This is a genomic window from Streptomyces sp. CB01635 (assembly GCF_002803065.1).
GTDB lineage: Bacteria > Actinomycetota > Actinomycetes > Streptomycetales > Streptomycetaceae > Streptomyces.
In genome coordinates, this window is the sequence record NZ_NNBL01000003.1 from 99,258 (window position 1) to 113,733 (window position 14,476).

General features: G+C 68.1%; 16 protein-coding genes and 1 pseudogene. 6 read left to right on the top strand and 11 right to left on the bottom strand.

The window, feature by feature from the left end; translation table 11 throughout:
- Window positions 1-8: 8 nt before the first annotated feature.
- From CG723_RS08655 to CG723_RS08665, 3 genes are all read right to left on the bottom strand, one after another.
- On the bottom strand, window positions 9-1,874 hold the full coding sequence (locus CG723_RS08655) for a hypothetical protein (RefSeq protein WP_234374209.1): 1,866 nt from the start codon (window positions 1,872-1,874) through the stop codon (window positions 9-11).
- Between the two features lie 67 nt (window positions 1,875-1,941).
- Complete coding sequence (locus CG723_RS08660; protein ID WP_100592708.1) at window positions 1,942-2,154, bottom strand: hypothetical protein; 213 nt, start codon at window positions 2,152-2,154, stop codon at window positions 1,942-1,944.
- A gap of 30 nt (window positions 2,155-2,184) precedes the next feature.
- The gene (locus CG723_RS08665) at window positions 2,185-2,400 is read right to left on the bottom strand and encodes a hypothetical protein (RefSeq protein WP_199841700.1); all 216 of its coding nucleotides are present in this window, start codon (window positions 2,398-2,400) and stop codon (window positions 2,185-2,187) included.
- Window positions 2,401-2,738: 338 nt separating this feature from the next.
- Between CG723_RS08665 and CG723_RS08670 the strand changes: the two genes are divergently transcribed.
- A complete protein-coding gene (locus CG723_RS08670) occupies window positions 2,739-2,999 on the top strand; it encodes a hypothetical protein (protein WP_100593756.1) in 261 nt (86 codons plus the stop codon).
- A 397-nt stretch (window positions 3,000-3,396) separates the two neighbouring features.
- Window positions 3,397-3,702, top strand: coding sequence for a hypothetical protein (locus CG723_RS46130; RefSeq protein ID WP_159032410.1), 306 nt, complete (start codon window positions 3,397-3,399; stop codon window positions 3,700-3,702).
- Between the two features lie 85 nt (window positions 3,703-3,787).
- On the opposite strand, the gene CG723_RS08680 is transcribed toward CG723_RS46130, so the two are convergent.
- From CG723_RS08680 to CG723_RS47420, 6 genes are all read right to left on the bottom strand, one after another.
- Entirely contained in the window at window positions 3,788-4,048 is a 261-nt protein-coding gene (locus CG723_RS08680; protein ID WP_100592710.1) for a hypothetical protein, read from the bottom strand.
- 132 nt (window positions 4,049-4,180) lie between these two features.
- The gene (locus tag CG723_RS08685) at window positions 4,181-4,561 is read right to left on the bottom strand and encodes a helix-turn-helix domain-containing protein (RefSeq protein WP_100592711.1); all 381 of its coding nucleotides are present in this window, start codon (window positions 4,559-4,561) and stop codon (window positions 4,181-4,183) included.
- A gap of 584 nt (window positions 4,562-5,145) precedes the next feature.
- Window positions 5,146-5,814, bottom strand: a complete 669-nt coding sequence (locus CG723_RS08690; protein ID WP_100592712.1) for a DUF4232 domain-containing protein — start codon at window positions 5,812-5,814, stop codon at window positions 5,146-5,148.
- Between the two features lie 360 nt (window positions 5,815-6,174).
- Complete coding sequence (locus CG723_RS08695) at window positions 6,175-7,395, bottom strand: metallophosphoesterase (protein ID WP_100592713.1); 1,221 nt, start codon at window positions 7,393-7,395, stop codon at window positions 6,175-6,177.
- Window positions 7,396-7,617: 222 nt separating this feature from the next.
- Complete coding sequence (locus CG723_RS46860; RefSeq protein ID WP_199841778.1) at window positions 7,618-8,079, bottom strand: hypothetical protein; 462 nt, start codon at window positions 8,077-8,079, stop codon at window positions 7,618-7,620.
- 825 nt (window positions 8,080-8,904) lie between these two features.
- Entirely contained in the window at window positions 8,905-9,075 is a 171-nt protein-coding gene (locus CG723_RS47420) for a hypothetical protein (RefSeq protein ID WP_234374210.1), read from the bottom strand.
- A gap of 649 nt (window positions 9,076-9,724) precedes the next feature.
- Here CG723_RS47420 and CG723_RS08715 point away from each other — a divergent pair.
- The gene (locus tag CG723_RS08715) at window positions 9,725-9,940 is read left to right on the top strand and encodes a hypothetical protein (RefSeq protein ID WP_100593758.1); all 216 of its coding nucleotides are present in this window, start codon (window positions 9,725-9,727) and stop codon (window positions 9,938-9,940) included.
- A gap of 123 nt (window positions 9,941-10,063) precedes the next feature.
- Window positions 10,064-11,185, top strand: a complete 1,122-nt coding sequence (locus CG723_RS08720; RefSeq protein WP_100592716.1) for a lipid II:glycine glycyltransferase FemX — start codon at window positions 10,064-10,066, stop codon at window positions 11,183-11,185.
- Window positions 11,186-11,315: 130 nt separating this feature from the next.
- Here the strand turns inward: CG723_RS08720 and CG723_RS47425 are convergent.
- Window positions 11,316-11,564, bottom strand: a pseudogene (locus tag CG723_RS47425) (SAM-dependent methyltransferase); the annotation flags it as partial.
- 225 nt (window positions 11,565-11,789) lie between these two features.
- Here CG723_RS47425 and CG723_RS08730 point away from each other — a divergent pair.
- Window positions 11,790-13,016, top strand: a complete 1,227-nt coding sequence (locus CG723_RS08730) for a cytochrome P450 family protein (protein ID WP_100592717.1) — start codon at window positions 11,790-11,792, stop codon at window positions 13,014-13,016.
- A 382-nt stretch (window positions 13,017-13,398) separates the two neighbouring features.
- Here the strand turns inward: CG723_RS08730 and CG723_RS46865 are convergent, their stop codons facing one another.
- Window positions 13,399-13,569, bottom strand: coding sequence for a hypothetical protein (locus tag CG723_RS46865; protein ID WP_199841701.1), 171 nt, complete (start codon window positions 13,567-13,569; stop codon window positions 13,399-13,401).
- Between the two features lie 501 nt (window positions 13,570-14,070).
- On the opposite strand from CG723_RS46865, the gene CG723_RS08745 reads away from it, so the two are divergent.
- On the top strand, window positions 14,071-14,259 hold the full coding sequence (locus CG723_RS08745; protein ID WP_100592719.1) for a DUF6381 family protein: 189 nt from the start codon (window positions 14,071-14,073) through the stop codon (window positions 14,257-14,259).
- Window positions 14,260-14,476 lie beyond the last annotated feature (217 nt).

Genomic DNA, 14,476 nt, shown 5'->3' on the forward strand with positions numbered 1-14,476 from the left:
CCCGGGATTCACCAGGTGAAGGGGTCGGGGAAGCTCTCGGTGGGCAGCGGCGGGGAGGGGCTTGTCGAGGGCGGGGCCGACGGCGAGACGCTCGGCGTACCGGCCGAGGGGCTGGGACCGGACGGTGCCGGACTCTGCCTGCGGCTCGGGGTCGGGCTCGAAGTCGCCTTCTTGGGTGTCGGGGCGGCCGTCTTGGTCGCGTCCTCGGCCGACGGGGAACCGCTCGCCGTGTCGGCCTCGTCGGACGGACTGGCATCGGGCGTCGGCGAGAGCAGGCTCGCCTCCGGCGACGGGCCGGTGAGGAGGGGCGAGTCCGGCCGGGCGTCGTCCTGCGGCGCCTCGTCCGAGTCCGACGGCGATGCCGTCGCGCGGAGCGTTGGCACACCGGGCTGGAGAATGGGGACGATGGGTGGCTGTGGCGGCAGCGGTTTGGGCGTCATCCCGCCCAGCCATGCCGCGCCGAGCGCGGTGCCCGCGGCCAGTACGCCGGCGCAGATGACCAGGCGAAGCCGGAGGTTTCCCTTGGTGGCGCGGAGGGTTGCCCGGACGAGCCGCCCGGTCAGACGCACGGTGAGATACCCTGCGCCGGCCAAAGGGCACAGGATCATGAACCCTCCGACGACGCCGACGAGTCCGGCCGCGATCTCCCCGTCGGCGAAGGCGAACCAGGTTCCGGTCGCCTGCTCGGCCAGCGAACGCAGCCCGGTGGCGAGCAGGCGCGGGAGGTTCCACAGGACGTAACCGAGCTCGCCGATGATCAGCGGCACCATGGTCAGCACCCAGATGGTCACGATGACCCGTGCGGAGCGCTTGAGACCGGCCACCTCCGGGGTGACCGGCCGGCCCGGCAGCATGCTCAGGAGGATGGGTTTGATCTTGCCGTAGAGGTCGGGGATCCCTGCGAGGTCACCGAGGATGTAGTAGCCGTCCAGCCGGACCGCCGGCATCAGTTGTTCGAGGATCTCGAAGTGCACCAGGTAGACCGCGCCGAGGAAGAAGGGCTGGCCGGTGAGGAGGTAGGCGCCGGCCAGCCCTAGTACGAAGACGACGTTGAAGTAGACCCCGCCCAGGTCGGTGCGGATCCGGCCGGCCCGGTTGATGCGGTAGACGTCGGTGACGTCGGTATACATCGAGGGCCAGATCAGGAAGAGGCCGAACCCGATGCTTCCGGGGCGCGCGCCCCCGTACCGGCAGGCCGAGGCGTGACCGAACTCGTGGAACACGAGCGAGGCTACGATCAGCGCGAAGACGGCCAGCATAAGGACGGGTTGCTCCAGCACCTGGAGCACCGGCTGCATTGCGCCGTGGTAGCCGAACAGCCAGACGTCCAGCACGGTGACCGCCGCCAGCACCAGGGCCACCACGGAGGGCCGGTGCAGCCAGGCCAGAGCCGTGGCGATACGCGCGACCTGTCGCTCGCGGAAGATCACCCGGTGGCCCTTGAGGACCAGGAGGAGGTCGGACCGGGGACCGGTGGCGACCTGCTCGTCCGCCTGCTCGAACGGGACGGTGAGACCGAGCGGTTCGAGCTTGTGCTCCACGAGGTAGTGGATGTTGTCGGCGCTGATCTCGCGTCCGAAGCGGCCGCTGACCCGGTGGGACATGCTCTCGGTGTCGCGTACGCCGTCGATGGCTTCGACCACGAGATAGAGCAGCCGGGAGAGCTGGACCACCTGTCCGTCCTCCCGCCGGACCAGATACTTGCGTTCCGTGGAACCGGATCCCTGGTACTCGCCCAGGCGTTGAAGCCCTGCGCCGAGTCGCGGGACGGGGAAGTGCGGTTCCTCGTACACGTTCCCGGGAAACGTTTTGTCTGCGTCCCGGACCGCCGTCCCCATGGGAGCGGGGTCATGGGCCCCCTGACCGTCGGCCATCGTCCTGCCCTCCCTCCCCGGTGCGGACCGCGTCGCCACGAACACGGTCCGCACGTGTCGGGTGCCGTTACTGGCTGATGTTGATCGTCTGGTTGGCCTCGGAGGCGGCGATGGCCTCGGGGGAGTTGAGGTTCGCCGCCAGCGAGTTGTTGTGGGCGTCGACGTAGGCGACGTGCCGCGTCACGTTGGTCGTCTTGACGAAGCTGAACTTCAGCCGGCCCAGGGCCTCACGGCCGGGCAGCAGTTCCGCGGACTCTTCGTTGAGCTGTTCGTTGTTCATGGTGAAACCTCTTTCGGGATGAAGGGTCGGTTACTGGTGGACGTTGATGGTCTGGGTGCCCGCGGACTGGGCGATGGCCTCGGGGGAGCAGGCGTTCACGGCGAGCGAGTTGTTCTGGGCCTGGACGTAGGCGACGTGCCGCGTCACGTTGGTCGTCTTGACGAAGCTGAACTTCAGCCGGCCCAGGGCCTCGCGGCCGGGCAGCAGCTCTGCGGACTCCGCGTCCAGCTCACGCATGCCGAGCATGGTGGTTCCTTTACTGAATGGGCATGGACGGTCACATCCGATCCCGGACGTCCATCCATGCCGGACGATCTGTCTGACGAGATTGGACAGTAGACCGTCCAAGAACCTCGGACAACCACTTCACGCACATCGCCCCTCACCGGACACATCGCCCATCGGGGGAAACGGCAGGTGAGGGCGCGAATAGCCGGATATGAACTCCGCCCGACACGCGTCGCACTCCCACCCGATTGGGTCAACTAGGGGCCATCCGGCCCAGGTTGTGCGGCTCCACCACGGCTATCCTCTCGACCCCCAAGACGGGTGAACCACCCGAAACCTCCGCGAGAGGGGTGCACGTGCTTGTCGTCCAAGGAGTGTCCGCGACCGCCGTCGTACGCGACAGAACGGGAGAGCCGGTGGTCCTGCTCTCCGGCGAACTCCCCGAGGCCCTCACCCCTGCCGCACTCGACGAGCTGCTGAACCTGGCCGCCGCGGTGCTCGACGCGGAGGAGCTGCGGCTGTTCCGAAGCTGCCTGTCCGCACTGCACTGCGGCGAGAAACTCGACGAACGCCGTATCGAGGTCAGCGGAGCCGTCCTGACCGTCTACCGAAGCTGACCGCACTGAACCGACTGCGCACAACGCGGGGCGAATACGCTGCGGCAGATTTCCGTTTCCGCAGGGCAGAACTCCCCGCTTATGGAAACGGCAGGGAATTCTTCAACGCATTACCCGGGGCGGGCCAGAAGCTTTTTTGATATTTCACGGAGGCTCGCAACACGGCTGCGACATACCGGAGTTGCTTCACCCTGAAGAGTGTTTCCGGACCCCGCGGAAGCGAGACCCGGAAATACCCGGTAAGTAAAGCTCAGAGCATGTTTTGGGCGCCGCGGAACCCGACATCGGCTGTGGTCCGGTAAGTCGTCCATAGCCGGTTGGATGAACGAGTGGAGAGTCGTTGCCGAGTAATGTCTGGCACGCCATCCGGCAATTCATCGAAACAAGGAGAAACACGGTGAGAAAACTGGCACGCGCCACCGCGACGGCCGCCCTGACCGTCGCAGCGATCGCCATCCCCCTGACGGGCACGGCCATGGCCTCCACCGCGACGGCCGCCCCGGCCCAAACCCACCGGCTCCTGCACAAGGCCGCTCTCCACAACAACGGCTGGTGCGGGGACTACCGGTACAACCGGCACCACCGCGGCCACTACTGGAGCCGGTGGGACGACAACTGCGGCTACCGCAAGGACTGGAGGGGCCACCGCCACGTCAACTACCGCGGCTACGACGACTACAGGAACTGTGACCGTGACTTCTGATCCGGTCTGATCGGGCCCGATGCGGGGCGCACCCGACGCGGGGCCCCCGGGAGTAACTCCCGGGGGCCCCGCGACCGTGTCCGGATCAGCTTCGGTAGACGGTCAGGACGGCTCCGCTGACCTCGATACGGCGTTCGTCGAGTTTCTCGCCGCAGTGCAGTGCGGACAGGCAGCTTCGGAACAGCCGCAGCTCCTCCGCGTCGAGCACCGCGGCGGCCAGGTTCAGCAGCTCGTCGAGTGCGGCAGGGGTGAGGGCCTCGGGGAGTTCGCCGGAGAGCAGGACCACCGGCTCTCCCGTTCTGTCGCGTACGACGGCGGTCGCGAACACTCCATGGACGACAAGCACGTAGACCCCCCTCTCCCTGGAGGCTTCGGGCGGTTCAACGCGGCCCGTGCGACGAGAGGATAGCCCCAATGGAACGATTTTTACGGCGATCTGATGCTTCGCCACACAATGGACGCCCGTGCGGGGAAACCCCTAGCGGGGACCGCCGGGGGTGCTGCGCAGGAGGGACTCGATGAGTGCGGTGACGTGGCGGCGGTCGGCGTCGGACAGGCGCTGGACGCTGGCGATGAGGGTGGCGATCTCCGGGTCGGACGTGGTGTCGGCGGGGTCCTCGAAGTAGAGGTGGATTCCGCAGGCTTCGGCGGCGGCTCTCCGTACCGAGTCCAGGGGCAGTTCCAGTCCCCGGGCCAGGCCTTCGAGGGTGGCTTGCTGCGGCATACGGGCCACCTGCGCGACGGTCGCCAGATGGTGAACGGTGGATCGCGGGATGCCGCCGCGCCGGGCCACGTCGCCATAGGACCAGCCCTGCTGCTCCAGCCGGCTCTTCACCAATTCCTGCAGTGCGTTGGCCACGAGATCGATTCTTCCTGCTAGCAAGGCGGTTGAGCAAACACTCTTGAACGGCTTGCCATCAGGTGCTACGGGGACTGGCGTCCAATGTCGTTGGACACTCTGCCCGGAGGCACCACGACCGCTGGGTTCAACGCTTCGCCGCCTGCTCCGTCACGCCCGGCGCCCTCGCATCGCTGCCAGCCGCGTCACCTCCGGTACCCCCCCGCAGCAGCCTCTCCCCCCGCTCTTGGAACTCCCTCCCGCAGCACCGCCGCATCCGCCCCGGTCGGCCGCCGATACACCGGCTCGCCCGAGAACCGGGCCACGTCCGCCGCCCCCGCCTCTCTCCCCTCACGAATGACGAGGCCGAGTAGCCGCTGACCTGGACCGGGGCCACTCCATGGCCGCGGCAGTCCGGGATGGCACCAGGCCTGCTTCCTCCGGACCGAGCGATCCAGTATCAGAGTGGCCACCAATCAGGGGGAGGCCCCAAGAACGTCGGGACCGCCGCCTAGCTCGCTGACATGGGCCGGCTACACGCCGGCTGGCCAAGATCCCGGCCGGCTGCGGCGGTTGGCCGCCAGAGCCGGCCGCGCGCACCGCCCTTACTTGGTCGTGTGTGTCGGGTAGACCTGAACGTCGGTGTAGGCGCCCTTGATGTCTCCCGCGCCCGCGGGCCACTTCAGGGTCACGGTGTGGGTCTCGTTCGGGGGCGTCACCAGGATGTTGGTCGGGCGCGAGAGGCTGTTGCCGGTGTTGTCGATGTTGTAGGCGAGGTTGAAGACGGCGGCGTCGCCGGGCTTGAGGATGGTGACACGCGGCTGGGCGGGGCCGCGCTCGATGGGGTTCGAGGTGTTGTCGGTGTCCTTGATGTCGACGCCCGCGAAGCCCGTCGCCGAGCAGGTGGTCGAACCGCGGTTGATCATGGTGATGTTGATCCTGCCGGACTCTTCGTCGGGCGCTGCATCTGTGGCGTCGATGGCCAGGTCCTCCGTCTTGCAGAACGTGACCTTGCTGCCGGTCTCCGTCGCGCCGTTCGCGGCTGCCTCTGCCTCGGCGCCCTCACCGGAGCCCGACTTTGCGTTGCTGGCCTCCGAGCCGCCGGAGCCCGAGCCGTCCTCCGACTTCGAGCCACCGTCCGAGGACGAAGAAGACGAGGACGAGGAGCCCTTGGAGGACGAGTCCTTACCGGAGCCGTCGTTGCCACAGGCGGTGAGCGAGAGGGTGGCGGCGACGCCGATGGCGGCGAGAGCGGTGATGCGCGTGTACTTCACGGTGTTCCCCCAGAACGAGCGTGGTGCATGCGGTCGGAAGTATTTGTATCTCGCACTGAGTTACAGGGCGTCCTCCGCCACGTCTTCGTTCTGTCACAGGCGTATTGACCTCACGGTCCGCCAAGGCGCCACACCGATTCTTCATAGGACCAGCGGTCGATGAGGAACAGAGTCGGCCCGCTCCTGGTCCGGATCTTGAGAGGCGGGATCCGGGGGGATCTGGAAAGAATCCGGCACTCGGAGACCGTGGACGCGGACGTGATCGGCTACGTCGGGCCCGCGGCCCCGTACTGCTCTGACCGGGAAGGTTCGCCGCGGTCTGGTGAACCGGTGCATGCGGGATTGTCGGCCCGCCCCGTGTTACTGCGTGGGTGGTCGCTGCGGGGAGCGGAGTACGAGCAGGGTGATCTCGCTGGGGGCGAAGATGCGGAAGGGCGGGCCCCAGAAGCCGGTGCCGCGGCTGGTGTAGAGGAGGGTGCGGGTGCCGTGGCGGCTGAGTCCGGCGAGGGCGGGCTGGTCGATGCGGACGAGGTGGTGGAAGGGCCAGATCTGGCCGCCGTGGGTGTGGCCGGAGAGTTGGAGGTCGACGCCGTCGGCTGCGGCCCGGTCGATGAACTTGGGCTGGTGGGCCAGGAGCAGGACGGGCAGGTCGGGGTCGGCGCCGTTCAGGGCTCCGGCGAGGTGGGCGCGGTGGCCGGCCAGGCCGGAGGATTCGGCGGTGACGTCATCCACGCCGGCGACCACGAGGGTGTCGCCGCCGCGTTCGAGCAGCAGATGGCGGTTGCGCAGCGGCTCCCAACCCAACTCGTCCATCAGGTCGACCCAGCCCTGGGCCTCGCTGTAGTACTCGTGGTTTCCGGTGACGTAGACGCGGGCCCGGGTGGCTCGCACGGTGGCGAGCGGGGCGGCCTGGGCGCGGCGGCGTTCGGCCGTGCCGTCCGCGATGTCGCCGGTGTGGCAGACCAGGTCGGCCTCGAGGGTGTTGACCGTCTCGCAGACCCGCGCAGACCAGCGGGCGCGGTCGAGCGGGCCGTAGTGGGTGTCGGTGATGAGGGCGACGCGCGTGCCGTCCAATCCGGCTCCCAGGCGCGGGAGTTGTACGTCGAGGTGGCGTACCCGTGGTACCCGGCGAGCCTCGGCGTATCCCCAGGCGAGCAACACGGCGGCCACGCCGAGGACCGTCCAAGTGACGATCCGGGCCCGGTTCTGCCCGTCGCCCACGCCGGCCACGGTCAGGGCGAGGCGCAGCAGGACGCCGAGCAGGAGGGACCAGGTGAACAGGACCCAGCTGGCCCCGAGGAGGGTGTCTCCGACGATCGCCGCCCGGTCCTGCTGCCGCCGGCCGTGGCCGCGCACCATCGCGAGCGGCATACCGATCAGACCGAGGACGAACAGGGTGGTGCCGGCCAGCGCCACGGGGAGCGGCCAGTGCTGGCCGGCGTGCAGCAGCACCCAGCAGGGCACGGCCCACAGCAGGATGGGGGCGATCAAAGGGATGTAGCGCATCAGGCGGCGCAGCAGGCTCTGCCTGGTCGCATGCGCTGCACCGTCCGCGGATCGGGCCTCGCTGATGTCGGTCACGCTTACCTCCTCAGGTAACCAGACTGCCGACGCGGCACTTTATCCGGTCGTCCTGGGGGACGCCTTGCCGGTCATTGATCGAGCCAGACGAGTGTGCTGGCGGGCGTGCTCCCCGGAGCGTCACCTTGGCCTGCCGGTCACCGTGGCGTCTCGCTCCGGCTCGTGCTTGCCCGTCGGGCCGTCCTGGCAGGGCGGTCATCTTGATGCACGATCCGGGCCGACTCACCCTGCGGACGGCCGATCAGCGGATGTCCTGAACGTCGGTGCCGACACCGCTTGTTGCAGGTCCCGAGGCGCCGTGGCGAGATCGCCCAGGGCGCGCCGTACGAACTGGTCGGCCTGCGCGGGGTTCTGTGTGAGCAGCGAGACGATCTCGACCGTCTCGAAGAAGGCCAGGTGATTGGCACCGTCGAGGAGTGGCGTCACCACTTCCCGACGCTCGGTATTCGTGCCATGCCCCAGTTCCTGGGTGGAGCAGGCACTGGCATCGAGGGCCTTCGCCGTAGCCACTTGGAGCAACGGGTAGCCGATCCGGCGCCGCCTCGCGCTCCTGGCCTTGAACGGCGCCAGGTTCTCCCTCGTGCTTCGCCGGTGTTGTGCTTCAGCGCCTTCGTGCCGCGGCAGAGGTATGGCGCTCGAGGCGGCCCCGGGAAAACACTCGACGCGCAGGTCCACCCCCGCCACGGCCTCGTCCTTTACACTTTCGCCGTCACACAGCGTGAGGAGTGATGTGAGAAGCGTGATTGAAGTGCTGCGTAGTCCGCGGCGCCCCCTCGTGCTCGGCGCGGTGCTGACCGTCGCGCTCGCCGCACAGTCGGCTCTGCTCGTCGCCCAGCAAATGCAGATCGACGACCTGCGGATGCAGCCCGTCGACGTTCAGGCGAGCGTAAAACCTGGGCCTTCAGGGCCGTCTGGTCCCCCTGGTCCCTCGGGCCCCGTCGGTCCTATCGGCCCGGCAGGCAAGGACGGCACAGACGGGAAGGACGGGAAGGAGGGCACGAACGGGAGGGACGGCACGGCCGGGAAGGACGGGAAGGATGCTGTCGCTCCGCCAGCGCCAGATCCAAGTTAGACACTCGGCCGCACCGGCCGACTCCTCCGGCGTGCGCTGGAGGGTATTCCGCGCTTGCGCGGTGCCGGATAGTGCAGTCGGAGTTGTGGACAGCGCCCGGACGGGGTGCAGCGCCGCCGAGAGTGCCGGACGCACCGGTGGCACGGCGCGGGATCGTCATCCGGCCGTCGGGGGCCGTTCCCGGTCCGTCGCATTCATAGCGGTTGTGGCCTGAAAGCAGACGCCGAAGCCCGTGACGCATCGTGGGCTTCTCCGCGCGCCGAAGGGGCGCCCGAAGTAGGTGAACATGGGTCCGCACACCCGCCTGCGCTGCGCCCGTGACGTGCTTCAGCCCCTCCCCGCAGTGATCGGCAGAAGTGGTGTGTCCGGTCGCCCCGGGAAGGACGCTCGACGTAGAGGTCCGCCCTTGCCGCGCACTTGCCCTTTGCTCCTTGTCATCACATAACGTGAGGAATGATGTGGAAAGTATGAAAGAGGCGTGGCGTAGCCCGCGACGCCGCCTTGCAATCGGCGCAGCGCTGACCGTCATGCTCGTCGCGCAGGCAGTCGTGATCGTCGCCCACCAGCAGCAGATCGACGAACTCCAAGCACGGCGCATTGCCCTCCAAGGGAACAGCGTTCAGCAGGGTCTGCCCGGCCCGCCTGGCCCCTCCGGCCCCTCCGGCGAGCCTGGCCCTACCGGCCCGACAGGGGTGCCGGGGTGGCATGGGCGAGACGGTCACCACGGCCCACCGGGGCGCGACGGAAGGAGAGGGAGGCATGGCAGGAACGGGGTGGTTATCTACTTGAGGCCGTGTCGCCATGCGGCCGCCTGTGCCCGCTGCTCTTCAGAGCTGTCACCGGTCATTAGGCGTCCCAATCACCAGCCGCCTAGGTCAGTCCGAGGTCCGCGAGCCGCTGGAGTTTGTCGTCGGTGAGTTTGTCCCGCCGGCTCTTGGCGTTGGTCAGCCACACTCCGCGCCTGACCTCGGTCCGGTCTTCCAGCTGTTCTTTGTGTCCCCTGCCGCGCCTTGGCGCAGTCCGGCCGCCGGGCCGGGTCCGCGCCCGGAGCGGCAGGGCGACCGTCTCGGGAGAACTCCGTGTGCCATCCCGCCTTGCGCCTGCCGACACGTTGCTGCCTCCCCCTTCGTGCGGGTGCGTTGACCGCATTGGGTGGCGCCATCCGAGTGTGCTGCGGCTGTGTCGGGCCGCGATCGCATGACTGATTGTCCATGCTGAGCCCGGACCAGCACCATGCCCAGCGAAGGGGTGTTTAGCATGTCGAACGACTCAGTCGCACGCTTCCTGGCGGCCCTGGCGCCTGAGGACAGAGAGACCGTCGTGGCCAGGCCCGGGGAGGAGCAGGAGCGGCTCGCCGCAGCCTGGGAACGGGAGTTGGAGGGGGATGACGAGCTTGACGTCCTCGACGAGCTCTCCCCGCCGGCAGCCGAGGCTGAGGCGGCTCGCCGCGTCCTTCGGCAGGAGTCAGACTGACCCGTCTGATGGACCGTCGTGCGGTAGTACGAAGCTGTGTCAGATCCGCTGATCTGTGACGGTGAGTGACATGCCTGAGCTGTGTCCCAGTAGGCTTGTTCGCCGACCGAAGGAGCGCTGCGCATGAGCTACCGCCTGAAGGCGATCACCCGCGAGGAACATCTGGCCTTCGTCACGACCCGTCCCTCGGTGAGCCACATGCAGGTTCCCTCGTGGGGGGACGTGAAGCCGGACTGGCGGGCGGAAAGCCTGGGTTGGTTCGACGACGACGATCGCCTCGTCGGTGTGGGACTGGTGCTGTTGCGCCCGTTGCCGAAGCTGAAGCGGTACCTCGCTTACCTGCCCGAAGGGCCGGCCATCGACTGGGCAGCCACGGATCTGAAGTTGTGGCTGGAGCCGATGCTCGCGCATTTGAAGGAGCGGGGCGTGTTCTCGGTGAAGATGGGGCCGCCCGTCGTCGCCCGCCGCTGGAGTGCCGAGGTGGTCAAGGCCGCGATCGCCGACCCTCAGGCCCGGCAACTGCGGGACGTGGAAGCCACCGCGCACGAGCCGCGGGCCTTCGACCTGGCCGACCGGCTGCGCCGGATGGGCTGGCAGCAGACCGAGCCCGGGGGTGAGGACGGCTTCGCCGCGGGTCAGCCGCGCTACGTCTTCCAGGTCTCCTTCGCCGGGCGCACGCTGGAGGAGGTCCAGCGCGACTTCAACCAGCAGTGGCGACGCAACATCAAGAAGGCCGACAAAGCCGGCGTCAAGGTGGTCCAGGGCGGCTACGAGGATCTGCCCACCTTCTATGCCCTCTACGTCGAAACCGCCAAGCGGGACCGGTTCATCCCCCGCCCGCTGGCCTATTTCCAGCGAATGTGGACTGTACTGCGGGCTGAGGATGAAGACCGCATGCGCCTCTACCTCGCCCATCACGAGGGTGAGGTACTGGCAGCCGCCACGATGCTCACCGTCGGTGAGCACGTCTGGTACTCCTACGGTGCTTCCACCAGCCGCAGGCGCGAGGTCCAGCCGAACAACGCCATCCAGTGGCGGATGATGTGCGACGCCTACGAACTCGGCGCGAGCATCTACGATTTCCGCGGTATCACCGACACCCTGGACGAGGCCAATCACCTGCTGGGGCTGCTCCGGTTCAAGGCCGGCACCGGCGGCCAGGCCGTCGAGTACCTCGGCGAGTGGGACTATCCGCTCAACAAGGTCCTGCACAAGGCCCTCGACCTATACATGTCTCGCCGTTGAGGATCAGCGGCCGACATGTGGGTGCTCAGGGTGCGGACACCAGGTCAGCGCGGAGCTGCGGAGACCGGCCGGATGTCTCGCGGTTGAGTTCGGATGCGTATCGGTGTGGGCTTGCTGACTGATGTGCGCTGGCGCGTACGGCGGTCGTGGCCAGGGCGGTGTAGTTCATCGTGAAGCGCCCGCCGAAGGAGTCGACGGCGCCCCCGACCGCGTCCAGTATCTCGGCCGGCTGATCTGGCTGGAGTTGAGTAAGGCCACCGGTGGTGGGGAGCAGGTCCGGCCATGGGGCGCGCGTGTAGGGCTGTTCCCCATCGAATCGCCACTGTTCGGGAGCGTTGAACTGTTCGATCTCGCGGATCCTGTCGGCGAACTTCGCGTATGCCTGTACCGCTCGGAAATGCGATTCGGCGGTGTGAGCTGTGGTGATGTCGTTCAGTCAGGCGGCGCGGCGGGATTCGTTGATCGTTCCTAACCTCCGCCAAAGTCGAGGAACTCCCTCGCACACCTTCCCTTCGGTGGACATCCACGACCCGAGCCGATGAGGCATATACCCTCAAAAACGACAACTTTGCCGTGTGGGTTCGTGACAACCCCTGGAGGCCCGATGAGCCAGCAGCCGGTCCTTGTGCCTTATGCCGATCCGGCCTTCATGGCGGATCCCTTCCCGTTCTACCGGCAGCTGCGCGAGGACGGCCCGGTACGGCGCGCCGTACTCGCCGGTGGCATCGAGGCATGGCTGGTCACACGCTATGAAGACGGTCTCGCAGCCCTCTCCGACTCGCGGCTGAGCAGCGACGTCCGCGATGCCTCGGACCCCCGGCTCCTCGAGCGGCTGCCCGCCACGGAGCGCGAGTCAATGCTGCGCACCATGCTCCGCTCCGACCCGCCCGACCACACCCGCCTGCGCCGCCTGGTCTCCAAGGCGTTCACCGCCCGCAGGGTGGCCGAGCTGCGGCCACGCGTCCAGGAGATCACCGACGGGTTGCTCGACGCGATCGTGCCCGCAGGCAAGGCCGAACTCGTCGAGGACTTCGCGCTGCCGCTTCCCGTCACTGTGATCAGCGAACTGCTCGGAGTGCCCGTCGCCGACCGGAACGACTTCCACCGGTGGACCGACGACATGATCCTTCAAGGAGCCGAGCCGCCGGACCCGGCCCGGATGGACCGAGCATGGCGGCAGATGCGCTCGTACCTGACCGGACTCCTCCAGGACAAGCGAGCCCGGCCCGGTGACGACCTGCTCAGCGCGCTGATCGCCACCCGGGACGAGGAACACCAGCTGGACGAGGACGAGCTGATCGCCATGGCTTTCCTGCTGCTGGTGGCCGGATACATCACCACGGTCAACCTGATCGGCAGCGGTATCGCCGCATTGCTCGCCCACCCCGACCAGCTGCAGATGCTGCGGGACGATCCGGAACTGCTGCCCGGTGCTGTCGAGGAGTTCCTGCGCTACGACGGACCGGTCAACCCCGGCATCGCCCGGTTCGCGCGCGAGGACGTCGCCATCGCGGGAGTGGCGATCCCGCGCGGAGCGACCGTGCTGGTCGCCTCCGCCATCGCCGACCGCGACCCGGCGCGGTTCCCGGACCCCGACCGCATGGACATCACCCGGCAGGACAACGCGCACCTCGCCTTCGGGCACGGCATCCACTACTGCCTGGGGGCGCCACTGGCCCGGCTCGAGGGCCAGATCGCCATGGGAACCGCCCTGCGCCGCCTGCCTCACCTCAGCCTGGCCGTGCCGCCCAGCGAACTGCGATGGCGCTCGGGCGGTCTGCGCGGCCCTGAACAGCTGCCCGTCACGTTCACCTCCGACGCCTCCAGCTGACTGCACCACACGGACATCTTCGTGTCCCACCGATCACGGCAGGTGGCTGCTCGTTGCACGTGCGCTCTGCGCCCGCCCAGTCGCTTATGTGGCCGCCGAGACGGACATTTCGAGGGGCACCGCGCACGCGCGAATGCGCCGGTGGCGGGCGGAACGCCACCCTGCCGGCCGCAGACTGCCATCGCTGCCACACCGCACTCGGCGGCAAGCCCCATCAGCCGTGTGAGCAACCCCTGCGGGACTATGCACTAGGAGTCCGGCGAACAGCGACAGGACGAGCACCGCAGCCGAAGTCGCCGCGACAGGCGACGCCTTCAGGACGGCCGTCCGGGCCGAGCCGCAGTGAGCCGGGCCCGGCAACGCCCAGCCCGGCACGCTGCGGTCATCTGGTCTTGATGTCGTCCACCCGCTCGCCCTCCGCCTGGGACGGCTCGGTCCTGGGGACGTCCGGGTGCTGGGCTGCACGCTCAGCCGGCTCGTCGCGCTCGCCCTCAGCTTGGGAGGGTGTGTGAGAGTACAGCCAGGTGTCGTAATCCGAGGCTTCGGACTTCATGACGGGCCTCCCTGGGTCGCTCATCTCCCATGCTCCTCCGTCGACCCCGGCAGGGCGAGACCAGCCAGCACTGCATCTCGCGTCCCAAGCCAATGAAGCTGCCGGATGCGCAGCCCAGCCGATCCCCGGCGGTACTTGATTTCGCCGACCTCTCTGCAGCCGACCACGGCTCAGGGGATCGCAGGACTCACCGTCGGACTCCTCCGAAATCTGCTGCGGGCCACGGCGGCTGGGGCGGGCAAAATCTGCTGACTGCTGCGACGCAAGGCCGCCACCAGGACACGGGCATCGATCAAGCCCGTGAAACGATCTCCGGATGTCTCGTGACGATCTGACGTATGCGCAGTGCACGGAGGCACCGCCTCTCCTCGCGCTGTTGGCGACACTGCGAGGGCTTTTCCAACTGCGCAGATAGCAGTGGGTGACCGCTCGAGATGCAGGGGGTGACGAGGCCTGTTTCGCTGGTGTGGCCCGCTCTTCCTCATCACCCAAGGAGTGATCATGAGCGCTGCAGGCGAGACCGGTCGTGCCCAGCAGATGCGTGCTAAGGCTCAGGACCTGGAACAGGCCGCGGAACGCGCCACTGACCCGCAGGAGCGTCAGCGTCTGAAGGACAAGGCCCGCCAGCTCAAGGAGCAGAGCGAGCATGCAGGCGGTACGGGCAAGCCGGACATCGACCCGACGATGTAGTCCCGGTAGTTCCGAGCACAGACGCCGGCCGGTGGCCAACCTCCGTGGCTTTCTGACACGCGAGAGGCCCCCGGCCGGTCACTGCTGTTTCCGCTCAGCCCCCCGGCGCCCACGCGCCCGCGCGCAGCCGGGCCGCAGCAAGCCGCGCACCCTGCCCCTGCCGATAACCTCATCTGTGCAGGTGGGAGGGCTTCGGGCAGCCATGGGCTTCTGCCTT